Below are 24,857 nucleotides of genomic sequence, written 5' to 3' on the forward strand. Positions count from 1 at the left end.
ACGTGCCTACCTCCTCGACGTGTGGGAACGGCTCGGCCGGCCGTGGGCCGACGGCGAACCAACCTGGTGCCGGATCGGACGCGGCCACCGTCGCCGTGACGGGCCGGCGGTGGGACCGCCGTCACCCGTGCGGGTCCTGGGCCGTGTCGGCATCGCCCGGGCCGGGACCGCGTGCTCCCGGTGAGCCGTTCCCCGCGATCGCCCATCCTGCCTGACCGCCCTCCGCAGCGATCAGCGGGTGGTCGCTCACTCCCCCGGCGGTCGCCCACGAGTCGCCGGGGCGACCGTGCGTTCGCCGAACACCGGCATCCGAGGCCTCGGCGACCTCGTCCGGGGTCAGTGGGCCACCGGCGACGGGTCCGCGCCCGCCGAGGCGATGTCGGCACCGCGCTCCGGCTCGGCCGGCCACGGCGCGTCGTCCCCGGGCCGGTCGACCAGGGCGAGGGACCTCAGCTGCCGCTCCACGTGCCACTGCACGTGCGCGGCGACCAGGCCGGCTCCCTCCCGGCGGCTGGCGGCGCTGGCCGCCTCGGCGTCCGCCCAGTCCCCGTGCAGCAGGGCAGACAGCAGTTCGAGGGTTTCCGGGGCGGGGGACACCGAACCGGGGGGACGGCAGGTCGGGCACACCGAACCACCGGCGGGCACGTTGAACGCCCGGTGCGGTCCTGGTTCCCCGCAGCGGGCGCACTCCAGCAACGCCGGCGCCCAGCCCGCCTGGGTCATCGCCCGCAGCAGGAAGGCGTCCAACACCAGGGTGGGTTCCCGCTCCCCGTTGGCCAGGGTGCGCAACGCCCCCACCACCAGCAGGTAGATCCGCATGGCAGGGGTGCGTTCCTCGGGGGTGAGGCGATCGGCGGCCTCCAGCACGGCCGAGGCGGCCGTGTAGCGCTCGTAGTCGTCGACCAGGCCCGCGCCGAAGGCGTCCAGGGTCTGCACCTGGGTGACCACGTCCAGGGTCCGGCCGGTGTAGAGCTGGAGGTCGACGTGGCCGAAGGGTTCGAGCCTGGCCCCGAACCGGGACATCGTCCGCCGCACGCCCTTGCCCACGGCGCGGATCTTGCCGTGCCGCCGGGTCAGCAGGGTGATGATGCGGTCCGCCTCCCCGAGCTTCTGCACGCGCAGCACGACTCCGGTATCGCGGTACAGGCTCACCGGGCCATCCTGCCACCCGGATGGCGCGGCACCGGGCAGGGGCACCGGCAGGGCGGAGCAGGTCACACCGGGTGCGCCGAGGGGCGCACCCGCACGGTGGCGGGGGCGCGCCCGTGACGCGCGCCGGTGCGGGACGCGGTTCGTCGCGCCGCGAGCCCACTCCGAGGCCCCGCCGGGGGCACCCGGGGCGCGCCGGGTGGTAGCCACCACTGGGCCCGGGCTCCACCACCAGGGGTCCTTCCTCTCGTGGCGGGGATGTCGTACCGCTCCGCTAGCTTCGGAGCCGGCCCGACGAACCCACCACGGAGGAACCGGAGCACCGATGCCTGTCGCCCCACGCGAGGTCACCCTCAGCCTGCCGATCGAGGACCGGCAGCGTTCGATGGCGTTCTACCGCGACGCCTTCGGGTTCGAGCTCGTCGGTCCGCCGACCGAGGACGGCGTGCCCGAACCACTGGCCTTCCGGCTCGATGACCGCGTCCTGTTGGCGCTCATCCCCACCGAGGGCTTCGGCTGGGCGCTCGGCGACCGCGAGGTCGCCTCCCCTGGCACCAGCGAGTGCCTGGTGACGGTGTCGGTCGCGTCCCCGGCCGAGGCCGACGCGCTGGTGGCGCGGGTCATCAGCGCCGGGGGCGCGGTGATCAGCGAACTCACCGACCAGCCGTGGGGCTACTCGGGGGTGTGCGCGGACCCCGACGGCCACGCCTGGCAGATCCACGTCGACCCGCCGTCGACGTCCTGAGGCAGGCGGGCCCACGGCCCGACGGGAAGCCCTCGAGGGGGTGACGTCGCCCCGCTCACCCCGAAGCGGGCAGGAGCTCGGCGAGCAGGGCGACGACCCGGCGGTCGATCTCGTCGCGGATCGGTCGGACGTCCGCCACGCCCAGTCCCGCCGGGTCGTCGAGGCGCCAGTCCAGGTAGCGCTTGCCCGGGTGGACGGGGCAGGCGTCGCCGCAGCCCATCGTGATCACCACGTCGGCCGCGCGCACCGCCTCCTCGGTCAGGGGCTTGGGCAACTCACGACTCAGGTCCAGGCCGATCTCCGCCATCACCTCGACCACCGCGGGGTTCACGGAGTCCGCCGGGGCGGAACCGGCCGAACGGACGTCGACCCGCCCCCCGGCGCGGTGGTGCAGCAGGGCGGCGGCCATCTGGGAACGGCCGGCGTTGTGCACGCAGACGAACAGGACCTCGGGCCGGTGGGACATGGGTGGCTCCTCCGTGTCGTGCCGGGAACGGCGTCAGGTCGCGGCGTCACCCCGTGGGAGCACCGGTGGTCAGGGGGCCCGCCGCTTCCCAGGGGATCATCCGGGTGGTGGGGGCTCCCCGGTTCCCCCGCGACCTCAGCCCTCGCCTCTGGTGCGGGTCAGGTCGCCGTCACGATCGTCGTCCGGTCGGCCTCCGGGGGCCGGGAACAGGCGGCGGGCCCACAGCGCCACGTACACGAGGCCGACCAGGACGGGGACCTCGATCAGCGGGCCGACCACGCCGGCGAGCGCCTGCCCGCTGGTGAGGCCGAACGTGGCGATGGCCACCGCGATGGCGAGCTCGAAGTTGTTGCCGGCCGCGGTGAAGGCCAGGGTCGTGGAGCGTTCGTAGCCCAGGCCCAGCGCTCGGCCCAGTGCGAAGGAGCCGGCCCACATCGCGGCGAAGTAGACGAGCAGCGGCAGCGCGATACGCGCGACATCCCAGGGGCGGCTGGTGATCCGCTCCCCCTGGAGCGCGAAGAGCACGACGATGGTGAACAGCAGCCCGTACAGGGCCAGGGGGCCGACCCGGGGCAGGAACCGGTTCTCGTACCAGTCCCGTCCACGTGCGCGCTCGCCGAGTCGGCGTGTGAGGTAGCCGGCGAGCAGGGGAACCCCCAGGAAGATCAGCACGGACCTGGCGATGTCCCAGCCGGAGACCGCCAGCTCGGTCTGGGGGAGGCCGAGCCAGCCGGGTAGCACCGCCAGGTAGAACCACCCCAGGGCCCCGAAGGCCACCACCTGGAAGACCGAGTTGAGGGCGACCAGCACGGCCGCGGCCTCACGGTCCCCGCACGCGAGGTCGTTCCAGATGATGACCATGGCGATGCAGCGGGCCAGGCCGACGATGATCAGGCCGGTGCGGTACTCGGGCAGGTCCGGGAGGAGCAGCCAGGCCAGCGCGAACATCAGCGCGGGCCCGACCACCCAGTTCAGCACCAGGGAGGAGAGCAGGAGCCGACGGTCGGAGGTGACGGTGTCGAGCCGGTCGTAGCGGACCTTCGCCAACACCGGGTACATCATGACCAGCAGGCCGACCGCGATGGGCAGCGAGATCCCGTCGATCTGGACGGTGTCCAGTGCCGGGCCCAGTCCGGGAACCACTCGGCCCGCGAGGAGGCCGAGCAGCATCGCCGCCAGGATCCAGAGGGGAAGCAGCCGGTCCAGGGAGGAGAGGCGCCCCACCACTCCGCTTTCGGCGGTGCTGTTCACGTGTCCACCCGCTCAGGCAGCGCGGATGCCGTCAGCACGGTCGCGAGCGCTCCGAGCGCGGCCGGGCGAACCCGGTAGTAGATCCAGGTGCCCCGCCGCTCCCCGTCGATGAGCCCCGCCTCGCGCAGGACCTTGAGGTGGTGCGAGATCGTGGGTCCGGTCAGGTCGAACGCGTCCGTCAGATCGCACACGCATGCCTCTCCGCCCGCGTGGGAGGCGACGAGGGACAGCAACCGGAGCCGCACCGGATCGGCCAACGCCTTGAACATCCTGGCGAGCTCCGTCGACTCGTCGGCGGAGAGGGGCCGACGCATCAGCGGCGAGCAGCACAGGGCCTCGACGTCCACCGCCGGACGTTGCTTCGACATGAGCCAACCTTGACACACATCTATTTAGAGAGCAATCTATCCACGACTGTTTCGATGTCTGTCTATCCAAGGGAGTACTCATGTCGCGCCTGCAACTGGCCCTCCGGGTGGGTGACCTGGACGCCTCGATCGCCTTCTACACCAAACTCCTGGATGTCGAGCCGGCCAAGCTGCGCCCGGGCTACGCCAACTTCGCCGTCACCGAACCGCCGCTCAAGCTCGTGCTGCTGGAGGGTGAGCCCGCACAGGACACCGTCCTGGACCACCTCGGTGTCGAGGTCGAGACCAGCGAGCAGGTGGGCACGGCGACCCGCCGCCTTTCCGAGCTGGGCCTGTTCACCGAAGTGGAGAACGACACCACCTGCTGCTACGCGGTGCAGGACAAGGTCTGGGTCCACGGCCCGGGCAGCGAGCCGTGGGAGGTCTACGTCGTCAAGGACGACTCCGCCGACTACGGCACGAACCCGGAGCTGACCACCACGCCCGAGCGGGCCGCTCCGAGCGCGTGCTGTTCCTGAGCACCCGGCGGACACCCGGTGGGCGAGCATGGCCGCTCACCGGGTGCGCACCCACCAGCTCGACCTGACCCGACGACCCTGCCGCCCGCCTCCGGGCCACCGCCGCCACGGTCCGAACCGTCTCGCCCCGCCACAAGATCGACACCTTCGGTAGTTGTGGAGTGATCGCACGACGACCGGGAGGTTCGGTGAACAACGGTGGCCACAGCACGACGGGTCTGCTGGCGGGGGTGGGGACGACGATGGCGCTCGCCCCGCTGGCCGGGGTGGAGACGACCGTCCCCCTCTTACTCACCGGCGGCCTGGTGGCCGCCGGAGCCGCGCTCCTGCCCGACATCGACCACGACGGCTCCACCGTCTCCAGGTCCGGGGGCGCCTTGACCGCCCTGCTGGCCAGCGGAGCCCAGTCGGTGTCCCGGTTCGCGTACCGGGTCACCCGCACCCGGCACGACCTGCCCGGCGACGGCGCGCACCGCTACCTGACCCACACCCCCGTCGCGGCCCTGGCCGTCGGGCTGGTCGTCGGCCTCGCCCAACATCTCACCCACTGGGTGATCGTGGGGGTGCTGCTGCTCTGCCTGACCGCGTCCGTCCGGTCCCTCAGCTACGCGCTCCCGCGCGGCGTGCGGCAGGTGACCCGCGCCCACCGGCGGCTCTGGTCGGCCGGTTACGCGATCGTCCTCACGGTCGTCCTGGTCCGGACGGGCGCCACCGACGGCATGGGCTGGCCGCTCGGAGCCGTCGTCGCCGTCGGGATGCTGGTCCACGTCGCCGGGGACGCCGTCACCGAGTACGGGGTTCCGATGGCGTGGCCGCTCAGACTGCGCTGCCCGTCGCGGGCGTGCCGGCGCCCCGCGCGGTCCGGCCGTCGGCGTCGGTGCCCCGGCCGGCGCTGGCACCGGCTGCACCTGCTCCCCCGGCGCCTGCGCTTCCGCACCGGCAGCCGGGTGGAGAAGGCCGTCCAGGCGGTCAGCCTGCTCGGCACCGGGGGACTGCTGCTGGCGGTGGGCCTCACCGGCTGACCGTCCCGCCGCGTCACCGCCCCCGACGGCGACCCGGCTCCCGGGTCGCCCACGACCCGCGCCCCCTGCCGCCCGGAGCGGTGGCGGCCGCCCTCCCGCCTTCAGAAACCGAGCCGGCGGAGCTGCTTGGGGTCGCGCTGCCAGTCCTTGGACACCTTCACGTGGAGGTCCAGGTAGATCTTCGTCCCCAGCAGCTTCTGGATGTGCTGCCGCGCGGTGGCCCCCACCTCGCGGAGCCGCTGGCCGCGTTGCCCGATGACGATGGACTTCTGGCTGGAGCGCTCCACGTGGACCACCGCGTAGACGTCCACCAGGTCGTCCCGCCCCTCCCTGGGCGCCATCTCGTCGATGGTCACGGCGATGGAGTGCGGCAGTTCGTCCCGCACCCCCTCCAGCGCGGCCTCCCGGATCAGCTCGGCCACCAGTGTGGCCTCCGGCTCGTCGGTGAGCTCCCCGTCCGGGTAGAGCGGGGGACCGACCGGGAGGCGGCCGACCAGCAGGTCGGCCACGACATCCACCTGGTAGCCGTCCACGGCCGAGACGGGCACCAGTTCGGCGAAGTCCATCAGCTCCTGGAGGGCCAGCAGCTGCTCGGCGACCCGCTGCTGCGGCACGAGGTCGGTCTTGGTGACGATGCCGACCACGGGCGTCTTGCGGGCGATCGACCGCAGCTCGGTGGCGATGTACTTGTCACCGGGACCGATGCGCTGGTCAGCCGGGACGCAGAAGCCGACGACGTCGACCTCCGACCAGGTCTCCCGCACCACGTCGTTGAGCCGCTGCCCGAGCAGGGTGCGCGGGCGGTGCAGGCCCGGGGTGTCCACCACCACGAGCTGGGCGTCCGGCCGGTGCACGATGCCACGGATGGCGTGCCGCGTGGTCTGGGGCTTGCTGGAGGTGATGGCCACCTTCGTGCCGATCAACGCGTTCGTCAGGGTGGACTTGCCCGCGTTCGGGCGCCCGACGAAGCAGGCGAAGCCGGACCGGAAGTCGTCAGCCGGGGTGGTCATGCCCCCCATTGTCGCTGACGGTGCCGCACCTCTGGGCACCCCCGGCCCGTGACCAGCGCCTCCTGGGCGGGCCCCGCCGGCGCGGGGCCTCGCGAGGGCGACCCCCGCCGCCGTGCGCACCGAGGTGGAGCGGGCCGCCATCGCCGCGAGGCTCGGGGGGTCGCGGTTCACCCCCGGCTTCGGTGAGGTCCTGTCGCGGCTGGTGCGGAACGGGCTCGGCACGCACGCGGCACGCCGACCGCGCCGTGGCGTCGTCCCCCGACACGGGCTGGCCGACCGCCGAGGCGAGCGCGCGTGCCCCAGCTGCTCACCACGGAGGCATCCCCTCGCCCCGCACCGCCGAAAGGCGGGCGGGACGGTCGGGCGAGCCCAGGCGCCAGGGATCCGATCCGGGACGGCTCAGGAGCCGAACACCTCCGCCGATGCGCGCGGAACGCGTCCGAGGCGCGGGACCCACCGCCGGGGCGGCTCTCAGCCGTTGACGGCCCCGGCGGCCACCACTGCCCCGCTGGCGTCCGCGCGGATCAGCAGGGCGTCAGGGGTGAGGTCGTGGACCACGGCACGGGAGGCCTCGTCGACGTCACCGGCCTCGGTGACCACGGCCACCGCCTCCAGCCCCTCCGCGCCGCTGGCCACCGCCGCGGCCACGGCCGCCTGGACGGCGGTGAGCCGCAGCGACGGCAGGGTGACGGTGGCGGCCGCGTAGGTCCGGCCGTCCAGGTCCCGAACCGCCGCGCCCTCGGCCGCGCCCGTCCTGGCGCGTACGGACCTCGCGAGGACCACGATCTTGCTGTCCTCCTGACCCAGTTCAGTGGTGACGGCCGGCGATTCAGCCACGGGCGGCGCTCCCTTCCTGGTCATGACTGTCAGCGATCGCCCGCTGGGCCGCCTCGGCCTCCGCGGGCTCGGTGTCCACCGCGCTGGTGGGTCGGCGCCGGGCCGGGCCCGTCCGCCGCGCCAGCAGCGTCGTGATCCGAATCCGTCCCCGGTTGTCCTTGCCGCCCTCCGCCCGCAGCCACAGGCCGTCGATGTCGGCCTCGGCACCGGGCAGCGGGACCCGGCCCAGCCGGTGGGCCAACAATCCGCCGGCGGTGTCGACGTCGTGTTCCTCCAGCTCGAGGTCGAACAACTCCGCCAGGTCGTCCAACGGCAGCCGGGCACTCACCCTCGCGGTGCCGTCCGGCAGCATCTCGACCGGCGGACGCTCCCCCACGTCGTGCTCGTCGGTGATCTCGCCGACGATCTCCTCGAGGATGTCCTCGATCGTCAACAGGCCCGCGGTGCCGCCGTACTCGTCCACCGCCACGGCCAGGTGGTTGCGGGAGATCTGCATCTCCTTGAGCAGGTCCACCAGGCGCTTGGAGTCGGGCACCAACGCGACCGGCCGCATCAGGTCGGAGACCGGGGTGTGGGTGCCCGACGTGCGGTCGAGCGCCGCCGGACCGCTCGCCTCCACCGCGTGCCGGACCAGGTCCTTCAGGTTGACCACGCCGACGATGTCGTCGACGCTCTCGCCGATCACCGGCACCCGCGTGTACCCGGTGCGTAGGCACAACGCCAGGGCCTGGCGGACGGTCTTGTGCTGCTCGATCCACACGATCTCGGTGCGGGGCACCATCACCTCGCGGGCGACGGTCCCCCCGAGGTCGAAGATCGAGTGGATCATCTGGCTCTCGCCCGCCGCGACCACACCCCGCTGCTCGGCCATGTCGACCAGCTCGCGCAGCTCGACCTCCGAGGAGAACGGTCCCTCCCGGAAACCCCGGCCCGGGGTGATCGCGTTGCCGACCAGGATGAGCAGCCGGCTCAAGGGGCTGAGCACTCTGGCGAGCAACCACACCGGTCCGGCCAGCAGGCAACCCACGCCGTAGGGGTGCTGCCGGCCGATCGTCCTCGGTCCCACCCCGATGAGGGCGTAGGACACGACGAGCATCACCAGCCCGGCGATGAGCACCGCCAGCCAGTCGGGGTCGAACGCCTCCACGACCACGACCGTGACCAGCACGGTCGCCGTGAGCTCGCACCCCAGGCGCAGCAGGACGAGCAGGTTGATGTGCCGGGGTCGGTCGGCGACGACGGCGGCGAGCCGGGAGGCGCCGTTGCGCCCGGCCCGGACCATTTCCTCGACGCGGGCCCGGGAGACCGTGCTGATCGCCGAGTCCGCCGCCGCGAAGACCCCTGCCAGCGCCACCAGCAGGATCGCGACCGGGAGGAACACCGGAAGGCTCGACATGCTCAGCTCCTCGCCTCAGCTGCCGGTGTCGCCCGACCGGTGGTCGGGCGCCTCGGCCGCGGAATCGTCATCCAGCCCGACCGCGCCCAACACCCGCGAGTCGGCGCTGTGCTGCCTGGCGAGCCGCCTGGCCTCGGTGAACTCGTGTTGGAACTCGGCGAGCAGCCGGTTCTGGAGCGCGAACATCTCCCGCTCCTCGGCCGGTTCCGCGTGGTCGTACCCGAGGAGGTGCAGCACGCCGTGGATGGTCAGCAGGTGCAGCTCGTGGCTCAGGCTGTGACCGGCCTTCTTGGCCTGGTCCCGGGCGAACTCGGGGCACAGCACGATGTCCCCCAGCAACGCGGGGCCGGAACCACCGGCGTCCGGTCGCCGCGCGGAGTCCAGCTCGTCCATCGGGAAGGCCATCACGTCGGTCGGCCCCGGCAGGTCCATCCACCGCTCGTGCAGGTCGGACATCGTGTCCAGCTCCACGAGCAGCACCGACAGCTCGGCGAGCGGGCTGACCCCCATCTGGTCGAGGGCGTACCGCGCGGCCGCCACCACGGACTTCTCGTCGATGGCCACGCCGGATTCGTTGGCGATCTCGATACTCATGTCGTTCACCGGTCCCGGCGCCGGCCGCGGCCCTGCCGCCCGGCCGAGCCACGACCCCGGTCCGATTCCTCCTGGTCGTCAGAGTTGTTGTCGTGCCGGGCGTGCCAACGGTCGTAGGCCTCCACGATGTCGCTGACCAGCCGGTGTCGGACCACGTCTTTGCTGGTCAACGTGGAGAAGTGGACGTCGTCCACGCCCTCGAGGACGTCCCGGACCATACGGAGCCCGCTGGTCGCCCCGCTGGGCAGGTCGACCTGGGTCACGTCACCGGTGACGACGATCTTCGATCCGAAGCCGAGGCGGGTGAGGAACATCTTCATCTGTTCCAGCGTGGTGTTCTGCGCCTCGTCCAGGATGATGAAGGCGTCGTTCAGGGTGCGCCCTCGCATGTACGCCAGCGGAGCGACCTCGATCGTGCCGGCCTGCGTCAGCCGGGGCACCGAGTCGGGGTCGATCATGTCGTGCAGCGCGTCGTAGAGGGGCCGCAGGTACGGGTCGATCTTCTCGTAGAGGGTGCCGGGCAGGTAGCCCAGGCGTTCCCCGGCCTCCACGGCCGGGCGGGTCAGGATGATGCGGTTGACCTGCTTCGCCTGGAGCGCCTGCACCGCCTTGGCCATCGCCAGGTAGGTCTTGCCCGTTCCCGCCGGGCCGATCCCGAAGACCACCGTGTGGTGGTCGATGGCCTCGACGTACCTCTTCTGGTTCAGCGTCTTGGGGCGGATCGAGCGGCCGCGACGGGAGAGGATGTCCAGGCTCAGCACCTCGGCGGGCGACTCGCCGCTGTCGGCGGAGAGCATGCCCACCGTGCGGCGCACCACGTCCGGTTTGAGGTGTTCTCCCCTGCCCACGAGCGTCACCAGCTCGTTGAACAGGCGCTCGGCGAAGGCCACGTCGGCAGGGGCCCCCGAGAGGGTGACCTCGTTGCCCCGGACGTGGACATCGGCGCTGACCAGCCCCTCCAACGCGCGGAGGTTCTCGTCCTGGGAGCCCAGCAGCCCCAGGACGAGGGGGTCGGGAACGACGATGCTGGAGCGTGCCCGTCCTGGCCCGCCCGCCGACCCGTTGCCTGCTGTGTTCGCCGCTCCGGCCGGGGCGGTCCCGCCCCCCGATGTCGTGTCGACACTGCGAGCGGTTCTCGCTGCGGATCCAGCCACGTGCTCTCGGGCCTGCCTTCTGCGCCTGCGCGCGCCTCTCGACTCCCGTCCGGTGCGCCCGGCGCCGAACGGCCACGCCACGATGCTAGCTGGCCCGGGCGCCGGGACGCACTGTTGATTCGACTACCCGCGCACGGGGTGACGGGACGTGCTCCCTCGTCACGCGTCCGAGGGAGCCTTGAGCACGCCTCCCACGAGGCCGCCGAGCGGCTCACCGCCGAGCAGGTGCAGGTGGGCGTGGAAGACGGTCTGCCCCGCGTCGGCACCGGTGTTGAACAACGTCCGGTAGCCCGTGCCGGTCAGCCCCTCCTCCTCGGCGACCCCGGCCGCGACGTTGAGCATGTCCACCAACAGCGACGGCTCCTCGCGCCCCACCTCGGCGGCGTCCGCGTAGTGGGCCCTCGGGATCACGAGCACATGGGTGGGCGCCTGCGGGTTGATGTCCCGGAACGCCACCACGGTGTCGGTCTCCCGCACGATCGTGCTCGGCAGCTCACCGGCGACGACACGGCAGAACAGGCAGTCCGCTTCCGCTTCACTCATGGCCCCAGGCTAATGCTTCACGATCAGATCCGGGTCACGTCACCACCGGCCGGTCAGCGCGCCCAGCGCACCCAGCGCCACCACCCCGGCGGTGGAGGCGCGGAGCACGGTGCGCCCCATGCGCACCGGGACCGCCCCACCCTCGGTGAGCGCGGCCAACTCGCGGTCGGTGATCCCGCCCTCCGGGCCGACGACCAGCAGCACCTCCCCGGAGGCGGGGAGGGGCACGGCTGGCAGGGGCTGGTCGGCGACCTCGTGGAGGACCAGCGCGAGGTCGGCGGAGGCCACCCGAGCGGCGAGCCCGCTCAGGCCCAGCGGCTCCTCGACCGCCGGCAGCCAGGCCCGCCGGGCCTGTTTCGCCGCGGACCGGGCCGACGACCGCCAGCGGGTCAGCCCCTTCGCGCCACGCGGGCCGTCCTCCCACTTCGCCACGCACCGCTCGGCCCGCCACGGCACGACCGCGTCGACACCGGCCTCGGTGGCGAGTTCGACCGCCAGCTCGCCCCGGTCGCCCTTGACCAACGCCTGCGCGAGGGTCACCCGCAGCGCCGGAGCGGGTTCGAACCAGTGCTCCAGGACCTCCACGCGCAGTTCACCCCGGCCGAGCGAGGTCACCCGGCAGCGGGCCCGGCCGCCCGCTCCGTCGCCGAGCAGCAGCTCCTCCCCCGCCCGCAGCCGCCGCACGGTCGACGCGTGCCGCCCCTCCTCGCCGGTCAGGTCCACCTCGCCGGCCTCGGGCAGCCCGTCGACGAGGAAGACGGGGAGCCCGGCCGTGCGGCGGTCCCGGTCCCGCACCTCAGCGGTGACCGAACGAGTCGCGCAGCCGGGAGAAGAGCCCGCCGCTCCTGCCGTTGGTGTGGGCGGCGGCCAGGTCCTCCTGTTCCTCACCGCGCAGCGCGGCCAGCTCCCGGAGCAGTTCCGTCTGCCGGCTGTCGAGCCGGGTGGGCACCGCGACCTCCAGGTGGACGTGCAGGTCACCGGTGCCGGCGGTGCGCCCGTTCGGACGCAGCTTGGGCATGCCACGCCCGCTGAGCAGCACCTCGGTGCCCGACTGGGTGCCGGGTTCGACGCGGATCTCCTCGGCGCCGTGCAGGGTCTCCAACGGGATGACCGTTCCGAGGGCGGCAGCCGTCATCGGGATCGACAACGTGCAGTGCAGCTCCGCGCCCTCGCGCACGAAGACCTCGTGGGGTAGCTCGACGACCTCGACGTAGAGGTCACCGGCCGGGCCGCCGCCCACGCCGACCTCCCCCTGGTTGCTCAGGCGCACCCGCATGCCGTCCCCGACACCGGCGGGGATCTTCACGGTGATCTCGCGGCGGGCGCGGACCCGGCCCTCACCGTCGCAGCGGCGGCAGGGGTCGGGGATGACCTCGCCGTACCCCTTGCAGGTGGGGCAGGGCCGCGCCGTGACGACCTGGCCGAGGAACGACCGCTGCACGGACTGGACCTCGCCGCGACCGCCGCACGTGTCGCACATCTCCGGTACGGAGTCGTTCTGGCAGCCGGTCCCGTGGCACAGGTCGCAGACGATCGCCGTGTCGACGGCGATCTCCTTGCTGATGCCGCTGGCGCACTCCTCCAGCGTGAGCTCCAGCCGGAGCAGGGCGTCCTTGCCGGGCTGCACCCGGCTGCGGGGGCCGCGTCCTCCGCCGCCCGGGCCGCCACCACCGAAGAAGGCGTCCATGATGTCGCCGAGCCCGAACCCGGCGAACGGGTCGGACGCTCCCCGACCGCCACCACCGCCGCCGTTGGCGAGCGGGTCACCGCCCAGGTCGACGATCTTGCGCTTCTGCGGGTCCGACAGCACCTCGTAGGCGGCGGTCACCTCCCGGAAGCGCTGCTGGGCGTCCGCATCCGGGTTGACGTCGGGGTGCAGTTCCCTGGCCAGCTTGCGGTAGGCCCGCTTGAGCTGGTCCGGCGTGGCGTCCCGGCTCACTCCGAGCAAGCCGTAGTAGTCCTTGGCCACCTTCTCCAGTCCTCCTGTCGCAGCCGCCGCCACCCGCGGCTGCCGCGCTCTCGCTCGGTTCGCGCGCCCCCACGGCGCGCACCTCGGTTGCCGGCAGTGGCACCCGCTCCTCGGGTCGCACCGGGCGGGTCGGCCACTGCCCGTTCGATGGGGTTCCCGTCCATGTTCCACGTCCGGCCCTGGTCTGTCCCACGGCCGGAGGTGGTCAGCGTCCAGCGAGTATCTCCCCCACGTAGGTGGCGACCGCGCGGACCGCCGCCATCGTCCCCGCATAATCCATCCGGGTGGGGCCGACCACCCCCATCCCGCCCAACACCATGTCGTGCACCCCGTAGCCCACCGAGATCACCGAGGTGTCCCGCATCTCCCGCGCCTCGTTCTCCCCGCCGATGCGCACCGTCACGGTGCCGGAGTCGCGGGCCGTGGCGAGGAGCTTGAGCACGACGACCTGTTCCTCCAGCGCCTCCAGCACCTGGCGCAGCGAACCGGGGAAGTCGGTGATGTTGCGGGTGAGGTTCGCCGTGCCACCCAGCACGAGCCGCTCCTCCGGGTGCTCCACCAACGACTCGATCAGCACCCCGCACACCCGCAGCACCGAGTCCCGCAGTTCGGCGGGGGCCTGCTCGGGCAGCTCGGCGACCTTCGCGGACGCCTCGGGCAGGCGTTGCCCGACCATCGCGGAGTTCAGGATGGTGCGCAACCTGCCGACGTCGTCCTCGCCGATGACGTCGGCGAGGTCGACCATCCGCTGGTCGACCCGGCCGGTGTCGGTGATGAGCACCAACATCAGCCGCGCCGAGGTGATCGGCACGACCTCCAGGTGCCGCACCGTCGACCGCGTGAGCGTCGGGTACTGCACGACGGCGACCTGCCTGGTCAGCTGGGCGAGCAACCGCACGCTGCGCCGCAGGACGTCGTCGAGGTCGAGCGCGCCGTCCAGGAAGCTGCGGATGGCCCGCCGCTCCGCCCGCGACAGCGGCTTCACCTCGCTGAGCCGGTCGACGAACAGGCGGTAGCCCTTGTCCGTCGGGACCCGGCCAGCGCTGGTGTGCGGCTGGGTGATCAGCCCGTCCTCCTCCAACGCGGCCATGTCGTTGCGCACGGTCGCGCTGGAGACGCCGAGGTTGTGCCGGTCGACGATCGCCTTGGAACCGACCGGTTCGTGGGTGGAGACGTAGTCGGCGACGATCGCGCGCAGCACCTCGAATCGGCGTTCCTCCGCGGTCGCCATCAGGTGCCTCCCACCTCGTCCGGATGCCTGGGTAGACGACACCGCCGACCCGGTGGCCGGGGCGCGCCTGATCCAAGTTTAGTGGTGTCAGGGGACCGTGAGGTCAGCCTTCCTCGGCCGCGGCTCGATCGTGACGCCCGGCGACGGTACCGGTACCGGGTGACAGGCGGTCAGGCGACCAGTCGGCGGACCACGCCGTCGGCGAGGAGCCGCCCCCTCCTGGTCAGCACCGCCCGTCCCGACCGCAGCGCCGCCGGGTCGAGTAGCCCCTCCGAGGCCGCGGCCTCGGCCTCGGCGCGCGCAGACCCGGCCAGCACCTCCACGGGGAGCCCGTCGACGACCCGCAGCTCCAGCAGCACCCGCTCCACCAGCTGGTCCGCCTCCGCCAGGACCTCCCGCCCGGCGGCGGGGGTGCGTCCCTGGGTGAGGAGACCCGCGTAGCGGGCCGGGTGCTTGACGTTCCACCACCGCACCCCGCCGACGTGGCTGTGGGCGCCCGGGCCGACTCCCCACCAGTCGCCCCCCGTCCAGTAGCCGAGGTTGTGCCGGCACCGCGCCCCCGGTCCGGCTGAGGTCAGCGCCCAGTTGGACACCTCGTACCAGCCGAAGCCGGCTCGGCCCAGGGTGTCGTCGAGGAGTTCGTAGCGGGCGGCGAGCACGTCGTCGTCCGGGGCGGGCAGGTCCCCGCGCCGCACCCTCCTGGCCAGGGCCGTCCCGTCCTCGACGATGAGCGCGTAGGCCGAGACGTGGTCAACACCGGCCTCGACGACCGTGTCCAGCGACGCCAGCAGGTCCTGGTCGGTCTCGCCGGGCGTTCCGTAGATGAGATCGAGGTTGACGTGCTCGAACCCCGCCGCCCGGGCTTCCCTCGCCGAGGCGGCGGCCCGCCCCGGCGAGTGCTGGCGGTCCAGGACGGCGAGCACGTGCCGGGCGGCGGACTGCATGCCCAGCGAAACCCGGGTGTACCCGCCGGCGCGGAGGGTCTCGAAGAACCGGGGAGAGGTGGACTCCGGGTTCGCCTCGGTGGTCACCTCCGCGTCCGGGGCGAGCCCGAGGGTGTCGCGGATCCAGCCCAGCACCTCGACCAGGCGGTCCGCGCCCAACAGGGAGGGGGTGCCCCCTCCGACGAAGACCGTGTCGACGGGCCGGCCGTCGCCGAGGACGGTGGCCGCGAGTTCCAGTTCCCGGCGCGCCGCCTCCGCCCAGGAGTCGGGGGAGGCAGCCCCGCCCAGCTCGCCGGGGGTGTAGGTGTTGAAGTCGCAGTAGCCGCACCGGGTGGCGCAGAACGGGACGTGGACGTAGACACCGAAGGGCCGCCGTCCGAAGGTGGACAGCGCTTCCGGGGGCAGGGAACCGTCCGAGGGGACCGGCTCACCGTCGGGCAGGGTCGAGGGCACCTCCGCAGTGTTCCACCGCGCCGTCGACGACCAGACGGGCGGTGGAGGACCGCTCCCCGCGGTCGTGGGCGGGCTCTCCACGTGACCGGGTCCACGCCGCCCCGCCCGGTGGTGGCCCCGAGGCGCCGACCGGATCCCACCCCCACGACCACGGGAGGACCGTCCCCGCCGCCGTTTCCCACCATGCGGTCGGGGGTGGACCGGGGTTCACGCCCGTGGCAGGCTCGAAGCCATGACCGCACTGCGTATGCGACTGGTAGCTCGACGTCACGTCGACTACAAGCGCGTCGCCAGCGCACTGTGCCGTCCCGGCCGCTAGACCCGCGCCGCTCTCCTCTTCCACCAGCAGGCGCCGGGTGCGTCGGCTGGTCCTCCCTCCGCCCGTCTCCCGGGCGTCGGCCACCGCACCCCGCGCGCACCGTCCGAACGTCGGAGGTCACGCATGGTTTCCCCACCCGAGGCGACGAGCACGCCCCCACGTCGTCGTGGTGAAGGGCAGTGGGCCCTGGGGTACCGGGAGCCGCTCAACCCCAACGAGCGGTCCAAGAAGGACGACAACCCGCTGAACGTGCGCTCCCGCATCGAGTCCCGGTACGCCGCCGGCGGGTTCGCCAGCATCGACCCGGCGGACCTGCGCGGCAGGTTCCGCTGGTGGGGCCTGTACACCCAGCGCCGCCCCGGGATCGACGGCGGGCGCACGGCCGTGCTGGCCCCGGAGGAACTCGACGACGAGTACTTCATGCTCCGGGTCAGGATCGACGGCGGAGCGCTGACGACGGAACAGCTCCGCGTCATCGGGGAGGTGTCCCAGACCTACGCGCGGGACACCGCCGACATCACCGACCGGCAGAACGTCCAGCTCCACTGGGTGCGCATCGAGGACGTACCGGCCATCTGGCGGGAGCTGGAGGCCGTGGGGCTGTCCACCACCGAGGCGTGCGGGGACTGCCCCCGGGTGGTGCTGGGCTCCCCGGTGGCCGGGATCGCCGAGGACGAGATCGTCGACGGCACTCCCGCCATCGAGGAGATCACCCGCCGCTACATCGGTGACCCCGAGCTGTCCAACCTGCCCCGCAAGTTCAAGTCGGCGGTGTCCGGGTCCCCCCGCCAGGACGTGGTGCACGAGACCAACTGCGTGTCCTTCGTCGGCGTCGACCACCCCGAACACGGCCCGGGGTTCGACGTGTGGGTCGGCGGTGGGCTGTCCACCAACCCCCGGCTGGCGGTGCGACTGGGGGCGTGGGTCCCCCTCGACGACGTCCCGGACGTGTGGCACGGCGTCGTGCGGATCTTCCGCGACTACGGCTACCGGCGGCTGCGGCACCGGGCGCGCCTGAAGTTCCTCGTCGCCGACTGGGGTGCCGAACGGTTCCGGCAGGTGCTGGAGGAGGAGTACCTGGGCCGGCGGCTCACCGACGGTCCCGCTCCCCCGCCGGCCGTTCGGGACCGCGACCACGTCGGGGTGCACCGGCAACGCGACGGCCGCTACTACGTGGGCGCGACCACCGTCGCGGGGCGGGTCTCCGGGTCGACCCTGGTGGCGCTGGCCAAGGCGGCCGAGCGCGCCGGGTCCGGCCGGGTCCGCACCACCGTGCACCAGAACCTCCTGGTGCTCGACGTGCCCAAGGCGCAGCTGGCCGCGCTGCGGTCCGATCTGGACTCCCTCGGGCTGCGTTCGGACGACCGGCCGTGGCGGCGGGGCGTCATGGCGTGCACCGGCATCGAGTTCTGCAAGCTCGCGATCGTCGAGACCAAGGGCCGGGCCGCGGAGTTGGTGTCCGAGTTGGAACGTCGCCTCGCCGACGTGGGATCGGACCTCGGTGACCCGGTCACCGTGAACATCAACGGCTGCCCGAACGCGTGCGCCCGCACCCAGGTCGCCGACATCGGCCTCAAGGGGCAGATCGTCCGGGCCGAGGACGGCCGGCAGGTCGAGGGGTTCCAGGTGCACCTGGGCGGTGGGCTGGGCCTGGACGCCGGGTTCGGCCGGAAGCTGCGGGGGCTGAAGGTGACCGCCGAGGAGCTGCCGGACTACGTGGAACGCGTGGTCCGTCGGTACGTGGAGCAGCGTGAACCGGGGGAACGGTTCGCGCGGTGGGCGCAGCGGGCCGAGGCCGGGGCGCTCACGTGACCGACCGAGCCGTCCCCCACTACTGCCCGTACTGCGCGGACGAGGACCTGTACCCGGAAGCCGACCACGCCGGGGCCTGGCGCTGCGCCGCGTGCCGGCGCGTCTTCGCGGTGCGCATGCTCGGCCTCGCCTTACCGGAGGTGTCCCCATGAGCGCCACCCGCCCGAGGGCCAACGGAGCCGGCCCCGCCCCCGACAACACGGACGCGCGGCGGGCGGAGTCGCGGGCGCTGGCCGAGCACGGCGCCCGCGAGCTGGCCGGAGCGGACGCCGCCACCGTCCTGGCGTGGACCGCGCGGACCTTCGGCGACGACTGGATCGTCGCCTCCAACATGCAGGACGCGGTGTTGGTCCACCTCGCGTCCCGGGCTCGGCCCGGTGTCGCGGTCCTCTTCCTCGACACCGGTTACCACTTCGCCGAGACCATCGGCACCCGTGACGCGGTGGCCACCACCTATCCGGTGCGGGTGGTCGACGTGGTCCCCGAGCGCACGGTGTCCGAGCAGGACGCGATCGAGGGACCGGACCTGTTCGCCCGCGACCCCGACCGGTGCTGCGCGCTGCGGAAGGTCGCACCGTTGCGCCGCACGCTCTCCGGCTACCGCGCCTGGGTGACCGGGGTGCGGAGGGTGGAGGCACCGACGCGGGCGGACACGCCGTTGGTGACCTTCGACGAACGCCACGGCCTGGTGAAGGTGAACCCCCTCGCCTTCTGGAGCGACGAGGACATGGCCGACTACGCCGCCGAACACCAGGTGCTGGTCAACCCGCTCGTGGCGGCCGGCTACCCCTCCATCGGCTGTCGACCGTGCACCAGTCGTCCCGCGCCCGGTTCCGACCCGCGAAGCGGGCGGTGGGCCGGCCTGCGGAAGACGGAGTGCGGGCTGCACGGCTGACACGGCCCCGACCCGTGACCGGCGGGCGACCAGTCCTGCGCCCGCCCCGCATCCCCCTCCACACCACCGCCACCGATCCGCCGTGAGAGAGGCGCCGATGGGCAACGTCACGCCGCACACCCCACCCCAGCACTCCCCGTCCCCGCCGATGGTCGCCGTCGCCCCGCCAGTCGGTTCCGAGGCCGACCCGCTGTCCACGCTGGACGCGCTCGAATCGGAGTCGATCCACGTCCTCCGGGAGGCCGCGGGTGAGTTCGACCGGCCGGTGATCCTGTTCTCCGGTGGGAAGGACTCCACGCTGCTCGTCTGGTTGGCGATCAAGGCGTTCTGGCCGGCGCCGGTGCCCTTCCCGCTGCTGCACGTCGACACCGGGCACAACTTCCCCGAGGTCCTGGAGTTCCGGGACCGCCTGGTCGCCGAGCACGGCCTGCGACTGGTCGTCGCCGAGGTCGAGCACTGGCTGGCCGACGGCCGACTGGTCGAACGCCCCGACGGCACCCGCAACCCGCTCCAGACGGTGCCGTTGCTGGACAGCATCGCCGAGCACCGGTTCGACGCGGTCTTCGGCGGGGGCCGCCGGGACGAGGAGCGGGCCAGGGCCAAGGAGCGGGTCTTCAGCCCGCGCGACTCCTTCGGCCAGTGGGAGCCCCGCCGGCAGCGCCCGGAGTTGTGGAACCTGTACAACGGCCGCCACCAGCCCGGGGAGCACGTCCGGGTGTTCCCGCTGTCGAACTGGACCGAACTCGACGTCTGGGCCTACATCGCGCGGGAGGGCGTGCCGCTGCCCTCCCTGTACTTCGCCCACGAGCGGGAGGTGTTCGCCCGCGACGGGATGTTGCTGACCAGTGGGCCGTGGGGCGGGCCTCGGGACGGTGAGGCCGTCCGCCGCGCCACGGTCCGCTACCGCACCGTCGGTGACGGTTCCTGCACGGGGGCGGTGGAGTCCACCGCCTCGACGGTGGACGAGGTGATCGACGAGGTCGCGGCCAGCCGGTTGACCGAGCGCGGGGCGACCCGCGCCGACGACCGGCTCTCCGAGGCCGCCATGGAGGACCGCAAGAGGGAGGGCTACTTCTGATGGTCGGTGCGCGACACGGCGAGAACACCCGCGGCCTGCTCCGCCTGGCCACCGCCGGCAGCGTGGACGACGGCAAGTCCACGCTGGTGGGTCGGCTGCTGCACGACACGAAGTCGGTCCTCGCCGACCAGCTGGACGCCGTCACCCGCGCCAGCGCGGACCGGGGCCTGGCGACGCCGGACCTGTCCCTGCTGGTCGACGGCCTCCGCGCGGAACGGGAGCAGGGCATCACCATCGACGTCGCCTACCGCTACTTCGCCACGCCCCGCCGCACCTTCGTCCTGGCCGACACGCCCGGCCATGTGCAGTACACCCGCAACACGGTGACCGGGATGTCGACCGCGCAGCTGGCCGTGCTCCTCGTCGACGCGCGGCGCGGGCTGCTGGAGCAGACACGTCGGCACGCCGCCGTGGCCGCCCTGCTCGGGGTCCCCCACCTCGTCCTCGCGGTCAACAAGATCGACCTCGTCGGCTACGACCAGGGGACCTACGAGTCGATCGCCAAGGACTTCGCCACCCACGCCTCGGCGCTGGGCTACCCGGCCGGGCGCGTGCGGTCGGTGCCGGTGTCGGCGTTGGTCGGCGACAACGTGGCACGCCCGTCGACGGCGACTCCCTGGTACGCGGGACCGACCTTGCTGGAGCTGTTGGAGACCACCCCGGTGGCGACCGACCACCGCGACGCGCCCTTCCGGTTCCCCGTGCAGTACGTGATCCGCCCGCGCACCCCGGAGCACCCCGACTACCGGGGCTACGCCGGGCAGGTGGCCGCCGGGACGGTCCGGCCCGGTGACCGCGTCACCGTCTCACCCGCCGGCCTGACCAGCACGGTGGCGCGCATCGACACGGCGGACGGCCCGCTCCCGCACGCGGTGCCGGGCCAGTCGGTGACCCTCGTGCTGGGCGACGACCTCGACATCGGGCGGGGCGACCTGATCGCGGGCGCGACGTCGGCCCCCACTCCCAGGGAGGAACTCGACGCCGTGCTGTGCTGGTTGGCCGACCGCCCGCTGCGCCCCGGGACCCGGCTCCTGGTCAAGCACGGCACCCGCACCGTGCCGGCGATCGTCACCGAACTCGCCGCCCGCTTCGACGAACAGCGGTTGGGGTCGTCACCGGCCCCGGACCTGCTGGAGCTGAACGACATCGGGCGGGTGCGGATCAGGTGCGCCCAGGCGCTGCCCGTCGACGACTACGCCGACTCCCACCGGACCGGCGCGTTCCTGCTGATCGACCCCGCCGACGGCACGACCGCCGCCGCCGGTCTCGTCGGCCGTCCCCTGCCGGTGATCCCCGACGGCGACGGTCCCGCCGGGTCGTCCCCGGGCCCACTCGGCCACGAGGCGTGACCGCGACACCGAGAGGAACGGGAACGAGCATGACCACCACCCCCGTGCGGAGAGGGTCCGCCCGCGCCGTCGCGGTCGGCGCCGCGCTGCTCCTGGCCGCGACCGCGTGCAGCCGCGCCGACCGGGTGGACGAGGCGGACGGCCCGGCGGACCTGGGGGCCGCCGCCGAGCTGCGCCTCGGCTACTTCCCCAACGTGACCCACGCGGCGGCGGTGGCCGGGGTGAGCGAGGGCTTCTTCGCGGAGGAACTCGGCGACACCGAGCTGGTCCCCCAGACCTTCAACGCCGGCCCGGACGCGGTCGGCGCGTTGCTCGGCGACTCGCTCGACGCCACCTTCATCGGTTCCAACCCCGCCCTCACCGCGTTCCAGGAGTCCGGTGGAGCCCACACCCGGCTGGTCGCCGGAGCCACCTCCGGCGGGGCGCAGCTGGTGGTGCGGGCGGACATCGACGGCCCGGAGGACCTGCTCGGCGAGTCGGTGGCCACCCCCCAGCTGGCCAACACCCAGGACGTGGCCGCGAAGAAGTGGTTGGTGGACCTCGACCTGCCCAGCGGGGACGGCCCGGACCAGGTGACCGTGCAGAACATCAGGAACCCGGACACGCTGAACCTGTTCCGGGAGGGAGCGGTGGCCGGGGGCTGGCTCCCCGAGCCGTGGGCCTCACGCCTGGTCGTGGAGGCGGACGCCGAGGTCCTCGTCGACGAACGGGACCTGTGGGACGGGGGTGCCTTCCCCACCACCGTGCTCATCGTCCGCACCCAGTACCTGCGGGAGCACCCGGAGACCGTCGAGGCCCTGGTGCGGGGGCTGCTGCGGAGCACCGACTGGGTGGAGGAGGACCTCGGGCGCGCCAAGGCCGTGGTCAACGCCGAACTGGACCGCCTGGCCGGGGCCCCGCTGGACCAGGCCGTGCTCGACCGGGCCTTCGAGAACATCGACCTGGACCTCGACCCGCTGGCCGCGACGTTCCCCCGCCTGGCCGAGGACGCGGTCACCGCCGGGCTCAGCCCGGCCGTCCCGGACCTCCACGGCCTGGTCGACGTCGGACCGCTGAACAACGTGCTCGCCGAGGCCGGCCGGCCCCCGGTGGACGACGCCGGGCTGGGTGAGGGATGACCACCCGCGCCGCCACCCGGCGGGGACCGGGTCCAGGCACCGGTACCCGCTCGCGACCCGTGACAGACGACGCCTCCCCGGTGCGCACCGGGGGCCGCGCAGGAGGGCAGACACCATGAGCGCCGTCACCGACACCACGACCTCCCCCCAGCGCGCCGACAGCCCGGAACGGGAGGTCGCGGTCCGCCTGCGCGGCGTCGGCCGGTCGTTCGGAGCGGGGCCGCGCTCCGTCGTCGCGCTCGACGGCGTCGACCTGGCGGTGCGGGCGGGCGAGTTCGTCTGCCTCCTCGGTGCCTCGGGCTGCGGGAAGAGCACGCTGCTGAACCTCGTGGCCGGGCTGGACGAGCCCACGGCGGGGTCGGTGGACGTGTCCACGGGACGCCCGGCCGTCATGTTCCAGGAGCCGGGCCTGATGCCGTGGTTGAGCGCCAGGCGCAACGTCGAGCTGCCGCTCCGGGTGGCCGGTCTCGGTCGCGCCGCACGGCGCGCCGTCGCCGAGGAACTGCTCGACCTGGTCCGCCTCGGCGGCCAGGGGTCCCGGCGTCCGCACCAGCTCTCGGGTGGCATGCGGCAACGGGTGGCGTTGGCCAGGGCACTGGCCTGCACCAGGACCGGCGCGACCGGTCTTCCGCTGCTGCTGATGGACGAGCCGTTCGGGGCGTTGGACGCCATCACCCGGGACATCCTCCAGGCCGAGCTGCTGCGGGTGTGGCGGGCGACGGGGGCGGCGGTGGTCTTCGTGACCCACGACGTGCGGGAGGCGGTGCGCCTGGCCGAAAGGGTGGTCCTGCTGTCCTCCCGACCGGGGCGGGTGGTCCGTGAGTGGACGCTCCGCTCCTCCGGCGGTGACGGCGGTGCCGCGCTCGGCCCGACCGGGGTGGCCGAGGCCGAGGTCACCGAGGAGATCACGGCGGCCCTCCGGGAGGTGATCTCCAGTCATGGCAGGCACTGAGACCGGCTCCCGCGCCGAGGCCGACGGCCTGGCCGACGTGGCTGCCGGCCTCGACGCGCTGGACACCCCGGTGGAGCGCGGGACGCCCTGGTGGCGGCGGCTGCTCACCAGGGCGGTACCGCCGGTCGTGGCCGTCCTCGCCGTGTTGGCGGTGTGGCAGGCCCTGTGGGCCGCGGCGATCTGGCCGGAGTTCAAGCTCCCCGCTCCGGCCGCGGTCGGTGAGCACGTGGGTGACCTGGTGGGCGACGGGGAGATCTGGGGGGTGCTGTGGGTCTCGGTCCACCGCGCGGTCCTCGGGTTCCTCACCGCGGTGATCATCGCCACGCCGCTGGGGCTGCTGGTGGCGAGGGTTCCCCTCCTGCGCAACGCCGTCGGCCCCCTCATCACGGGGCTTCAGAGCCTCCCGTCGGTGGCCTGGGTCCCCGCCGCGATCCTGTGGTTCGGGCTGACCCCGGCGACCATCTACGCCGTGGTGCTGTTGGGGTCGGTGCCCTCGATCATGAACGGGCTCATGTCCGGGCTGGACCAGGTCCCTCCCCTGTTGACCAGGGTGGGGAAGGCGGTGGGCGCCGGGCCCCTCACGAGCGCCCGCCTGGTGTCGCTGCCCGCCGCGCTGCCCGGTTACCTGGCCGGTTGCAAGCAGGGTTGGGCGTTCTCCTGGCGTTCGCTGATGGCGGCCGAACTGATCGCGAACTCGCCCCAGCTCGGGGTGGGCCTGGGGCAGACCCTGGAACAGGCGAGGGCCATGAACAGCATGTCCGGTGTGATCGCAGCCATCTTGCTCATCCTCCTCGTCGGAATCAGCATTGAACTGCTCGTCTTCCGACCTGTGGAGCGGCGGGTGCTGCGCGGCCGCGGCCTGGCCGGGGCGGTGTGAACCGGCGGGCCGGTTCCGACACGAGGACATGCTGAGGTGGTGCCCGATGTTGCTCGCTGTCGCTCACGGCAGTCGTGACCCCCGCTCGGCCGCGACGATCTCCACGTTGATGGACGTCGTCAGGACGTTGCGCCCGGACCTTGAGGTGCGGCTGTCCTTCCTGGAGCTGTCCGCGCCCCGCTTCGGGGAGGTGCTGTCCCGGGTGGACGGGCCGGTCACCGTGGTGCCGCTGCTGCTGTCCCACGCCTACCACGCCGGTGTGGACGTGCCCGGCTCGATCGAAGCCGTCCGCCGGGGCAGGCCGGAGGTCGACGTCCGCGTCGCCGAGGTCCTCGGACCCGATCCCGTGTTGGAGTCGTCGGTGCTGCGCCGGCTGGCCGAAGCCGAGGTGGGTCCGCGCGAGCCGGATACCGGGGTCGTGCTCGCCGCGGCCGGTTCCGCCCACGAACCCGCGAACGCCCTGGTCCGCGACATCGCCAGCCGGTGGGCCGCCTCGGGCGGGTGGGCCGGGGTGGAACCCGCCTTCGCGGCGGCGGCCGACCCGGCGGTCGACGTGGCGGTGGAACGCCTGCGGGCCGCCGGTGCGCGCCGCATCGCGGTCGCCCCCTGGTTCCTGGCCCCGGGGCTGCTGCTGACCAGGGTCGTCGACCGGGTCCGCGACCTCGCCCCGGACGCCACGATCGCCGCCCCGATCGGCGCGGACATCGAACTGGCCCAACTGGTGCTGCGCCGCTTCCACGCCGCCGAGTGCGCGCCCCCGCGCCGCCGCTACGCCTGACCGGGGCTGGGAACGGTCCTCGACCGCCC

The 24,857-nt window shown here is 73.2% G+C and carries 25 protein-coding genes and 1 pseudogene; 12 read left to right on the top strand and 14 right to left on the bottom strand.

Annotation, left to right across the window (positions count from 1 at the left end; translation table 11 throughout):
* Nucleotides 1-336: 336 nt before the first annotated feature.
* Complete coding sequence (gene recO, locus ACOJVX_RS19050) at nt 337-1,152, bottom strand: DNA repair protein RecO (protein ID WP_026419841.1); 816 nt, start codon at nt 1,150-1,152, stop codon at nt 337-339.
* A gap of 322 nt (nt 1,153-1,474) precedes the next feature.
* Between recO and ACOJVX_RS19055 the strand changes: the two genes are divergently transcribed.
* A complete protein-coding gene (locus ACOJVX_RS19055) occupies nt 1,475-1,894 on the top strand; it encodes a VOC family protein (RefSeq protein ID WP_026419840.1) in 420 nt (139 codons plus the stop codon).
* Between the two features lie 55 nt (nt 1,895-1,949).
* On the opposite strand, the gene ACOJVX_RS19060 is transcribed toward ACOJVX_RS19055, so the two are convergent.
* The 3 genes from ACOJVX_RS19060 to ACOJVX_RS19070 all read right to left on the bottom strand — a co-directional run bounded on the left by ACOJVX_RS19060 (nt 1,950) and on the right by ACOJVX_RS19070 (nt 3,979).
* Entirely contained in the window at nt 1,950-2,360 is a 411-nt protein-coding gene (locus tag ACOJVX_RS19060; protein ID WP_418153676.1) for an arsenate reductase ArsC, read from the bottom strand.
* A 135-nt stretch (nt 2,361-2,495) separates the two neighbouring features.
* Nucleotides 2,496-3,611 carry an ACR3 family arsenite efflux transporter gene (gene arsB / locus ACOJVX_RS19065; RefSeq protein ID WP_422646971.1) on the bottom strand — a complete coding sequence of 372 codons (1,116 nt, stop codon included), beginning with the start codon at nt 3,609-3,611 and terminating at the stop codon, nt 2,496-2,498.
* Complete coding sequence (locus tag ACOJVX_RS19070; RefSeq protein ID WP_418153673.1) at nt 3,608-3,979, bottom strand: metalloregulator ArsR/SmtB family transcription factor; 372 nt, start codon at nt 3,977-3,979, stop codon at nt 3,608-3,610. The genes arsB and ACOJVX_RS19070 overlap by 4 nt, the downstream gene beginning before the upstream one ends.
* 80 nt (nt 3,980-4,059) lie before the next feature.
* Here ACOJVX_RS19070 and ACOJVX_RS19075 point away from each other — a divergent pair, with 80 nt between their 5' ends.
* Nucleotides 4,060-4,497 (top strand): ArsI/CadI family heavy metal resistance metalloenzyme, encoded by a 438-nt coding sequence (locus ACOJVX_RS19075; RefSeq protein ID WP_422646972.1) that lies wholly within the window; start codon nt 4,060-4,062, stop codon nt 4,495-4,497.
* Between the two features lie 188 nt (nt 4,498-4,685).
* Nucleotides 4,686-5,519, top strand: a complete 834-nt coding sequence (locus tag ACOJVX_RS19080; RefSeq protein WP_337661819.1) for a metal-dependent hydrolase — start codon at nt 4,686-4,688, stop codon at nt 5,517-5,519.
* A 101-nt stretch (nt 5,520-5,620) separates the two neighbouring features.
* Here the strand turns inward: ACOJVX_RS19080 and era are convergent, their stop codons facing one another.
* From era to hemW, 10 genes are all read right to left on the bottom strand, one after another.
* Nucleotides 5,621-6,529, bottom strand: a complete 909-nt coding sequence (era, locus tag ACOJVX_RS19085) for a GTPase Era (RefSeq protein WP_026419834.1) — start codon at nt 6,527-6,529, stop codon at nt 5,621-5,623.
* Between the two features lie 471 nt (nt 6,530-7,000).
* Complete coding sequence (locus ACOJVX_RS19090; RefSeq protein ID WP_030225305.1) at nt 7,001-7,366, bottom strand: hypothetical protein; 366 nt, start codon at nt 7,364-7,366, stop codon at nt 7,001-7,003.
* Entirely contained in the window at nt 7,359-8,762 is a 1,404-nt protein-coding gene (locus ACOJVX_RS19095) for a hemolysin family protein (RefSeq protein ID WP_030105554.1), read from the bottom strand. The genes ACOJVX_RS19090 and ACOJVX_RS19095 overlap by 8 nt, the downstream gene beginning before the upstream one ends.
* Before the next feature lie 15 nt (nt 8,763-8,777).
* Nucleotides 8,778-9,356, bottom strand: coding sequence for an rRNA maturation RNase YbeY (ybeY, locus tag ACOJVX_RS19100; RefSeq protein WP_026419831.1), 579 nt, complete (start codon nt 9,354-9,356; stop codon nt 8,778-8,780).
* Between the two features lie 5 nt (nt 9,357-9,361).
* On the bottom strand, nt 9,362-10,510 hold the full coding sequence (locus ACOJVX_RS19105) for a PhoH family protein (RefSeq protein WP_081715600.1): 1,149 nt from the start codon (nt 10,508-10,510) through the stop codon (nt 9,362-9,364).
* A 159-nt stretch (nt 10,511-10,669) separates the two neighbouring features.
* Nucleotides 10,670-11,053, bottom strand: a complete 384-nt coding sequence (locus ACOJVX_RS19110; RefSeq protein ID WP_026419829.1) for a histidine triad nucleotide-binding protein — start codon at nt 11,051-11,053, stop codon at nt 10,670-10,672.
* Nucleotides 11,054-11,092: 39 nt separating this feature from the next.
* Nucleotides 11,093-11,848, bottom strand: a complete 756-nt coding sequence (locus tag ACOJVX_RS19115) for a 16S rRNA (uracil(1498)-N(3))-methyltransferase (protein WP_422646973.1) — start codon at nt 11,846-11,848, stop codon at nt 11,093-11,095.
* A gap of 1 nt (nt 11,849) precedes the next feature.
* The gene (gene dnaJ, locus ACOJVX_RS19120) at nt 11,850-13,022 is read right to left on the bottom strand and encodes a molecular chaperone DnaJ (RefSeq protein ID WP_026419827.1); all 1,173 of its coding nucleotides are present in this window, start codon (nt 13,020-13,022) and stop codon (nt 11,850-11,852) included.
* 205 nt (nt 13,023-13,227) lie between these two features.
* Nucleotides 13,228-14,253 (bottom strand): heat-inducible transcriptional repressor HrcA, encoded by a 1,026-nt coding sequence (gene hrcA / locus ACOJVX_RS19125; RefSeq protein ID WP_026419826.1) that lies wholly within the window; start codon nt 14,251-14,253, stop codon nt 13,228-13,230.
* Nucleotides 14,254-14,423: 170 nt separating this feature from the next.
* Complete coding sequence (hemW, locus tag ACOJVX_RS19130; protein WP_030225300.1) at nt 14,424-15,650, bottom strand: radical SAM family heme chaperone HemW; 1,227 nt, start codon at nt 15,648-15,650, stop codon at nt 14,424-14,426.
* 442 nt (nt 15,651-16,092) lie between these two features.
* Between hemW and ACOJVX_RS19135 the strand changes: the two genes are divergently transcribed.
* From ACOJVX_RS19135 to ACOJVX_RS19175, 9 genes and pseudogenes are all read left to right on the top strand, one after another.
* A complete protein-coding gene (locus ACOJVX_RS19135; protein ID WP_422646974.1) occupies nt 16,093-17,781 on the top strand; it encodes a nitrite/sulfite reductase in 1,689 nt (562 codons plus the stop codon).
* The gene (locus ACOJVX_RS19140) at nt 17,778-17,933 is read left to right on the top strand and encodes a hypothetical protein (protein ID WP_026419823.1); all 156 of its coding nucleotides are present in this window, start codon (nt 17,778-17,780) and stop codon (nt 17,931-17,933) included. The genes ACOJVX_RS19135 and ACOJVX_RS19140 overlap by 4 nt, the downstream gene beginning before the upstream one ends.
* Nucleotides 17,930-18,676 carry a phosphoadenylyl-sulfate reductase gene (locus ACOJVX_RS19145; protein ID WP_051314197.1) on the top strand — a complete coding sequence of 249 codons (747 nt, stop codon included), beginning with the start codon at nt 17,930-17,932 and terminating at the stop codon, nt 18,674-18,676. Before ACOJVX_RS19140 ends, ACOJVX_RS19145 begins: the two co-directional genes overlap by 4 nt.
* A gap of 148 nt (nt 18,677-18,824) precedes the next feature.
* The gene (cysD, locus tag ACOJVX_RS19150; RefSeq protein ID WP_253860309.1) at nt 18,825-19,754 is read left to right on the top strand and encodes a sulfate adenylyltransferase subunit CysD; all 930 of its coding nucleotides are present in this window, start codon (nt 18,825-18,827) and stop codon (nt 19,752-19,754) included.
* Entirely contained in the window at nt 19,754-21,103 is a 1,350-nt protein-coding gene (locus tag ACOJVX_RS19155) for a sulfate adenylyltransferase subunit 1 (RefSeq protein ID WP_422646975.1), read from the top strand. The genes cysD and ACOJVX_RS19155 overlap by 1 nt, the downstream gene beginning before the upstream one ends.
* 29 nt (nt 21,104-21,132) lie before the next feature.
* A complete protein-coding gene (locus tag ACOJVX_RS19160) occupies nt 21,133-22,221 on the top strand; it encodes an ABC transporter substrate-binding protein (RefSeq protein WP_030105339.1) in 1,089 nt (362 codons plus the stop codon).
* Between the two features lie 283 nt (nt 22,222-22,504).
* Nucleotides 22,505-23,173 (top strand): annotated as a pseudogene (locus tag ACOJVX_RS19165) (ABC transporter ATP-binding protein); the annotation flags it as partial.
* Nucleotides 23,160-24,050: an ABC transporter permease gene (locus tag ACOJVX_RS19170; protein ID WP_026418462.1), complete on the top strand. Its 891-nt coding sequence runs from the start codon at nt 23,160-23,162 to the stop codon at nt 24,048-24,050. The pseudogene ACOJVX_RS19165 and the gene ACOJVX_RS19170, both read left to right, overlap by 14 nt.
* A gap of 46 nt (nt 24,051-24,096) precedes the next feature.
* The gene (locus tag ACOJVX_RS19175; protein ID WP_051313849.1) at nt 24,097-24,828 is read left to right on the top strand and encodes a sirohydrochlorin chelatase; all 732 of its coding nucleotides are present in this window, start codon (nt 24,097-24,099) and stop codon (nt 24,826-24,828) included.
* Nucleotides 24,829-24,857 lie beyond the last annotated feature (29 nt).

The organism is Actinoalloteichus caeruleus, assembly GCF_049311605.1.
GTDB lineage: Bacteria > Actinomycetota > Actinomycetes > Mycobacteriales > Pseudonocardiaceae > Actinoalloteichus_B > Actinoalloteichus_B caeruleus.

Coding starts and splice junctions, on each gene's coding strand:
- ACOJVX_RS19170 (WP_026418462.1), top strand. CDS start 23,160: ATGGCAGGCACTGAGACCGGCTCCCGCGCCGAGGCCGACGGCCTGGCC.
- cysD (WP_253860309.1), top strand. CDS start 18,825: ATGGTCGCCGTCGCCCCGCCAGTCGGTTCCGAGGCCGACCCGCTGTCC.
- ybeY (WP_026419831.1), bottom strand. CDS start 9,356: ATGAGTATCGAGATCGCCAACGAATCCGGCGTGGCCATCGACGAGAAG.
- ACOJVX_RS19060 (WP_418153676.1), bottom strand. CDS start 2,360: ATGTCCCACCGGCCCGAGGTCCTGTTCGTCTGCGTGCACAACGCCGGC.
- era (WP_026419834.1), bottom strand. CDS start 6,529: ATGACCACCCCGGCTGACGACTTCCGGTCCGGCTTCGCCTGCTTCGTC.
- ACOJVX_RS19095 (WP_030105554.1), bottom strand. CDS start 8,762: ATGTCGAGCCTTCCGGTGTTCCTCCCGGTCGCGATCCTGCTGGTGGCG.
- ACOJVX_RS19175 (WP_051313849.1), top strand. CDS start 24,097: ATGTTGCTCGCTGTCGCTCACGGCAGTCGTGACCCCCGCTCGGCCGCG.
- ACOJVX_RS19135 (WP_422646974.1), top strand. CDS start 16,093: ATGGTTTCCCCACCCGAGGCGACGAGCACGCCCCCACGTCGTCGTGGT.
- ACOJVX_RS19155 (WP_422646975.1), top strand. CDS start 19,754: ATGGTCGGTGCGCGACACGGCGAGAACACCCGCGGCCTGCTCCGCCTG.
- ACOJVX_RS19070 (WP_418153673.1), bottom strand. CDS start 3,979: ATGTCGAAGCAACGTCCGGCGGTGGACGTCGAGGCCCTGTGCTGCTCG.
- ACOJVX_RS19145 (WP_051314197.1), top strand. CDS start 17,930: ATGAGCGCCACCCGCCCGAGGGCCAACGGAGCCGGCCCCGCCCCCGAC.
- ACOJVX_RS19075 (WP_422646972.1), top strand. CDS start 4,060: ATGTCGCGCCTGCAACTGGCCCTCCGGGTGGGTGACCTGGACGCCTCG.
- ACOJVX_RS19110 (WP_026419829.1), bottom strand. CDS start 11,053: ATGAGTGAAGCGGAAGCGGACTGCCTGTTCTGCCGTGTCGTCGCCGGT.
- ACOJVX_RS19055 (WP_026419840.1), top strand. CDS start 1,475: ATGCCTGTCGCCCCACGCGAGGTCACCCTCAGCCTGCCGATCGAGGAC.
- hrcA (WP_026419826.1), bottom strand. CDS start 14,253: ATGGCGACCGCGGAGGAACGCCGATTCGAGGTGCTGCGCGCGATCGTC.
- ACOJVX_RS19160 (WP_030105339.1), top strand. CDS start 21,133: ATGACCACCACCCCCGTGCGGAGAGGGTCCGCCCGCGCCGTCGCGGTC.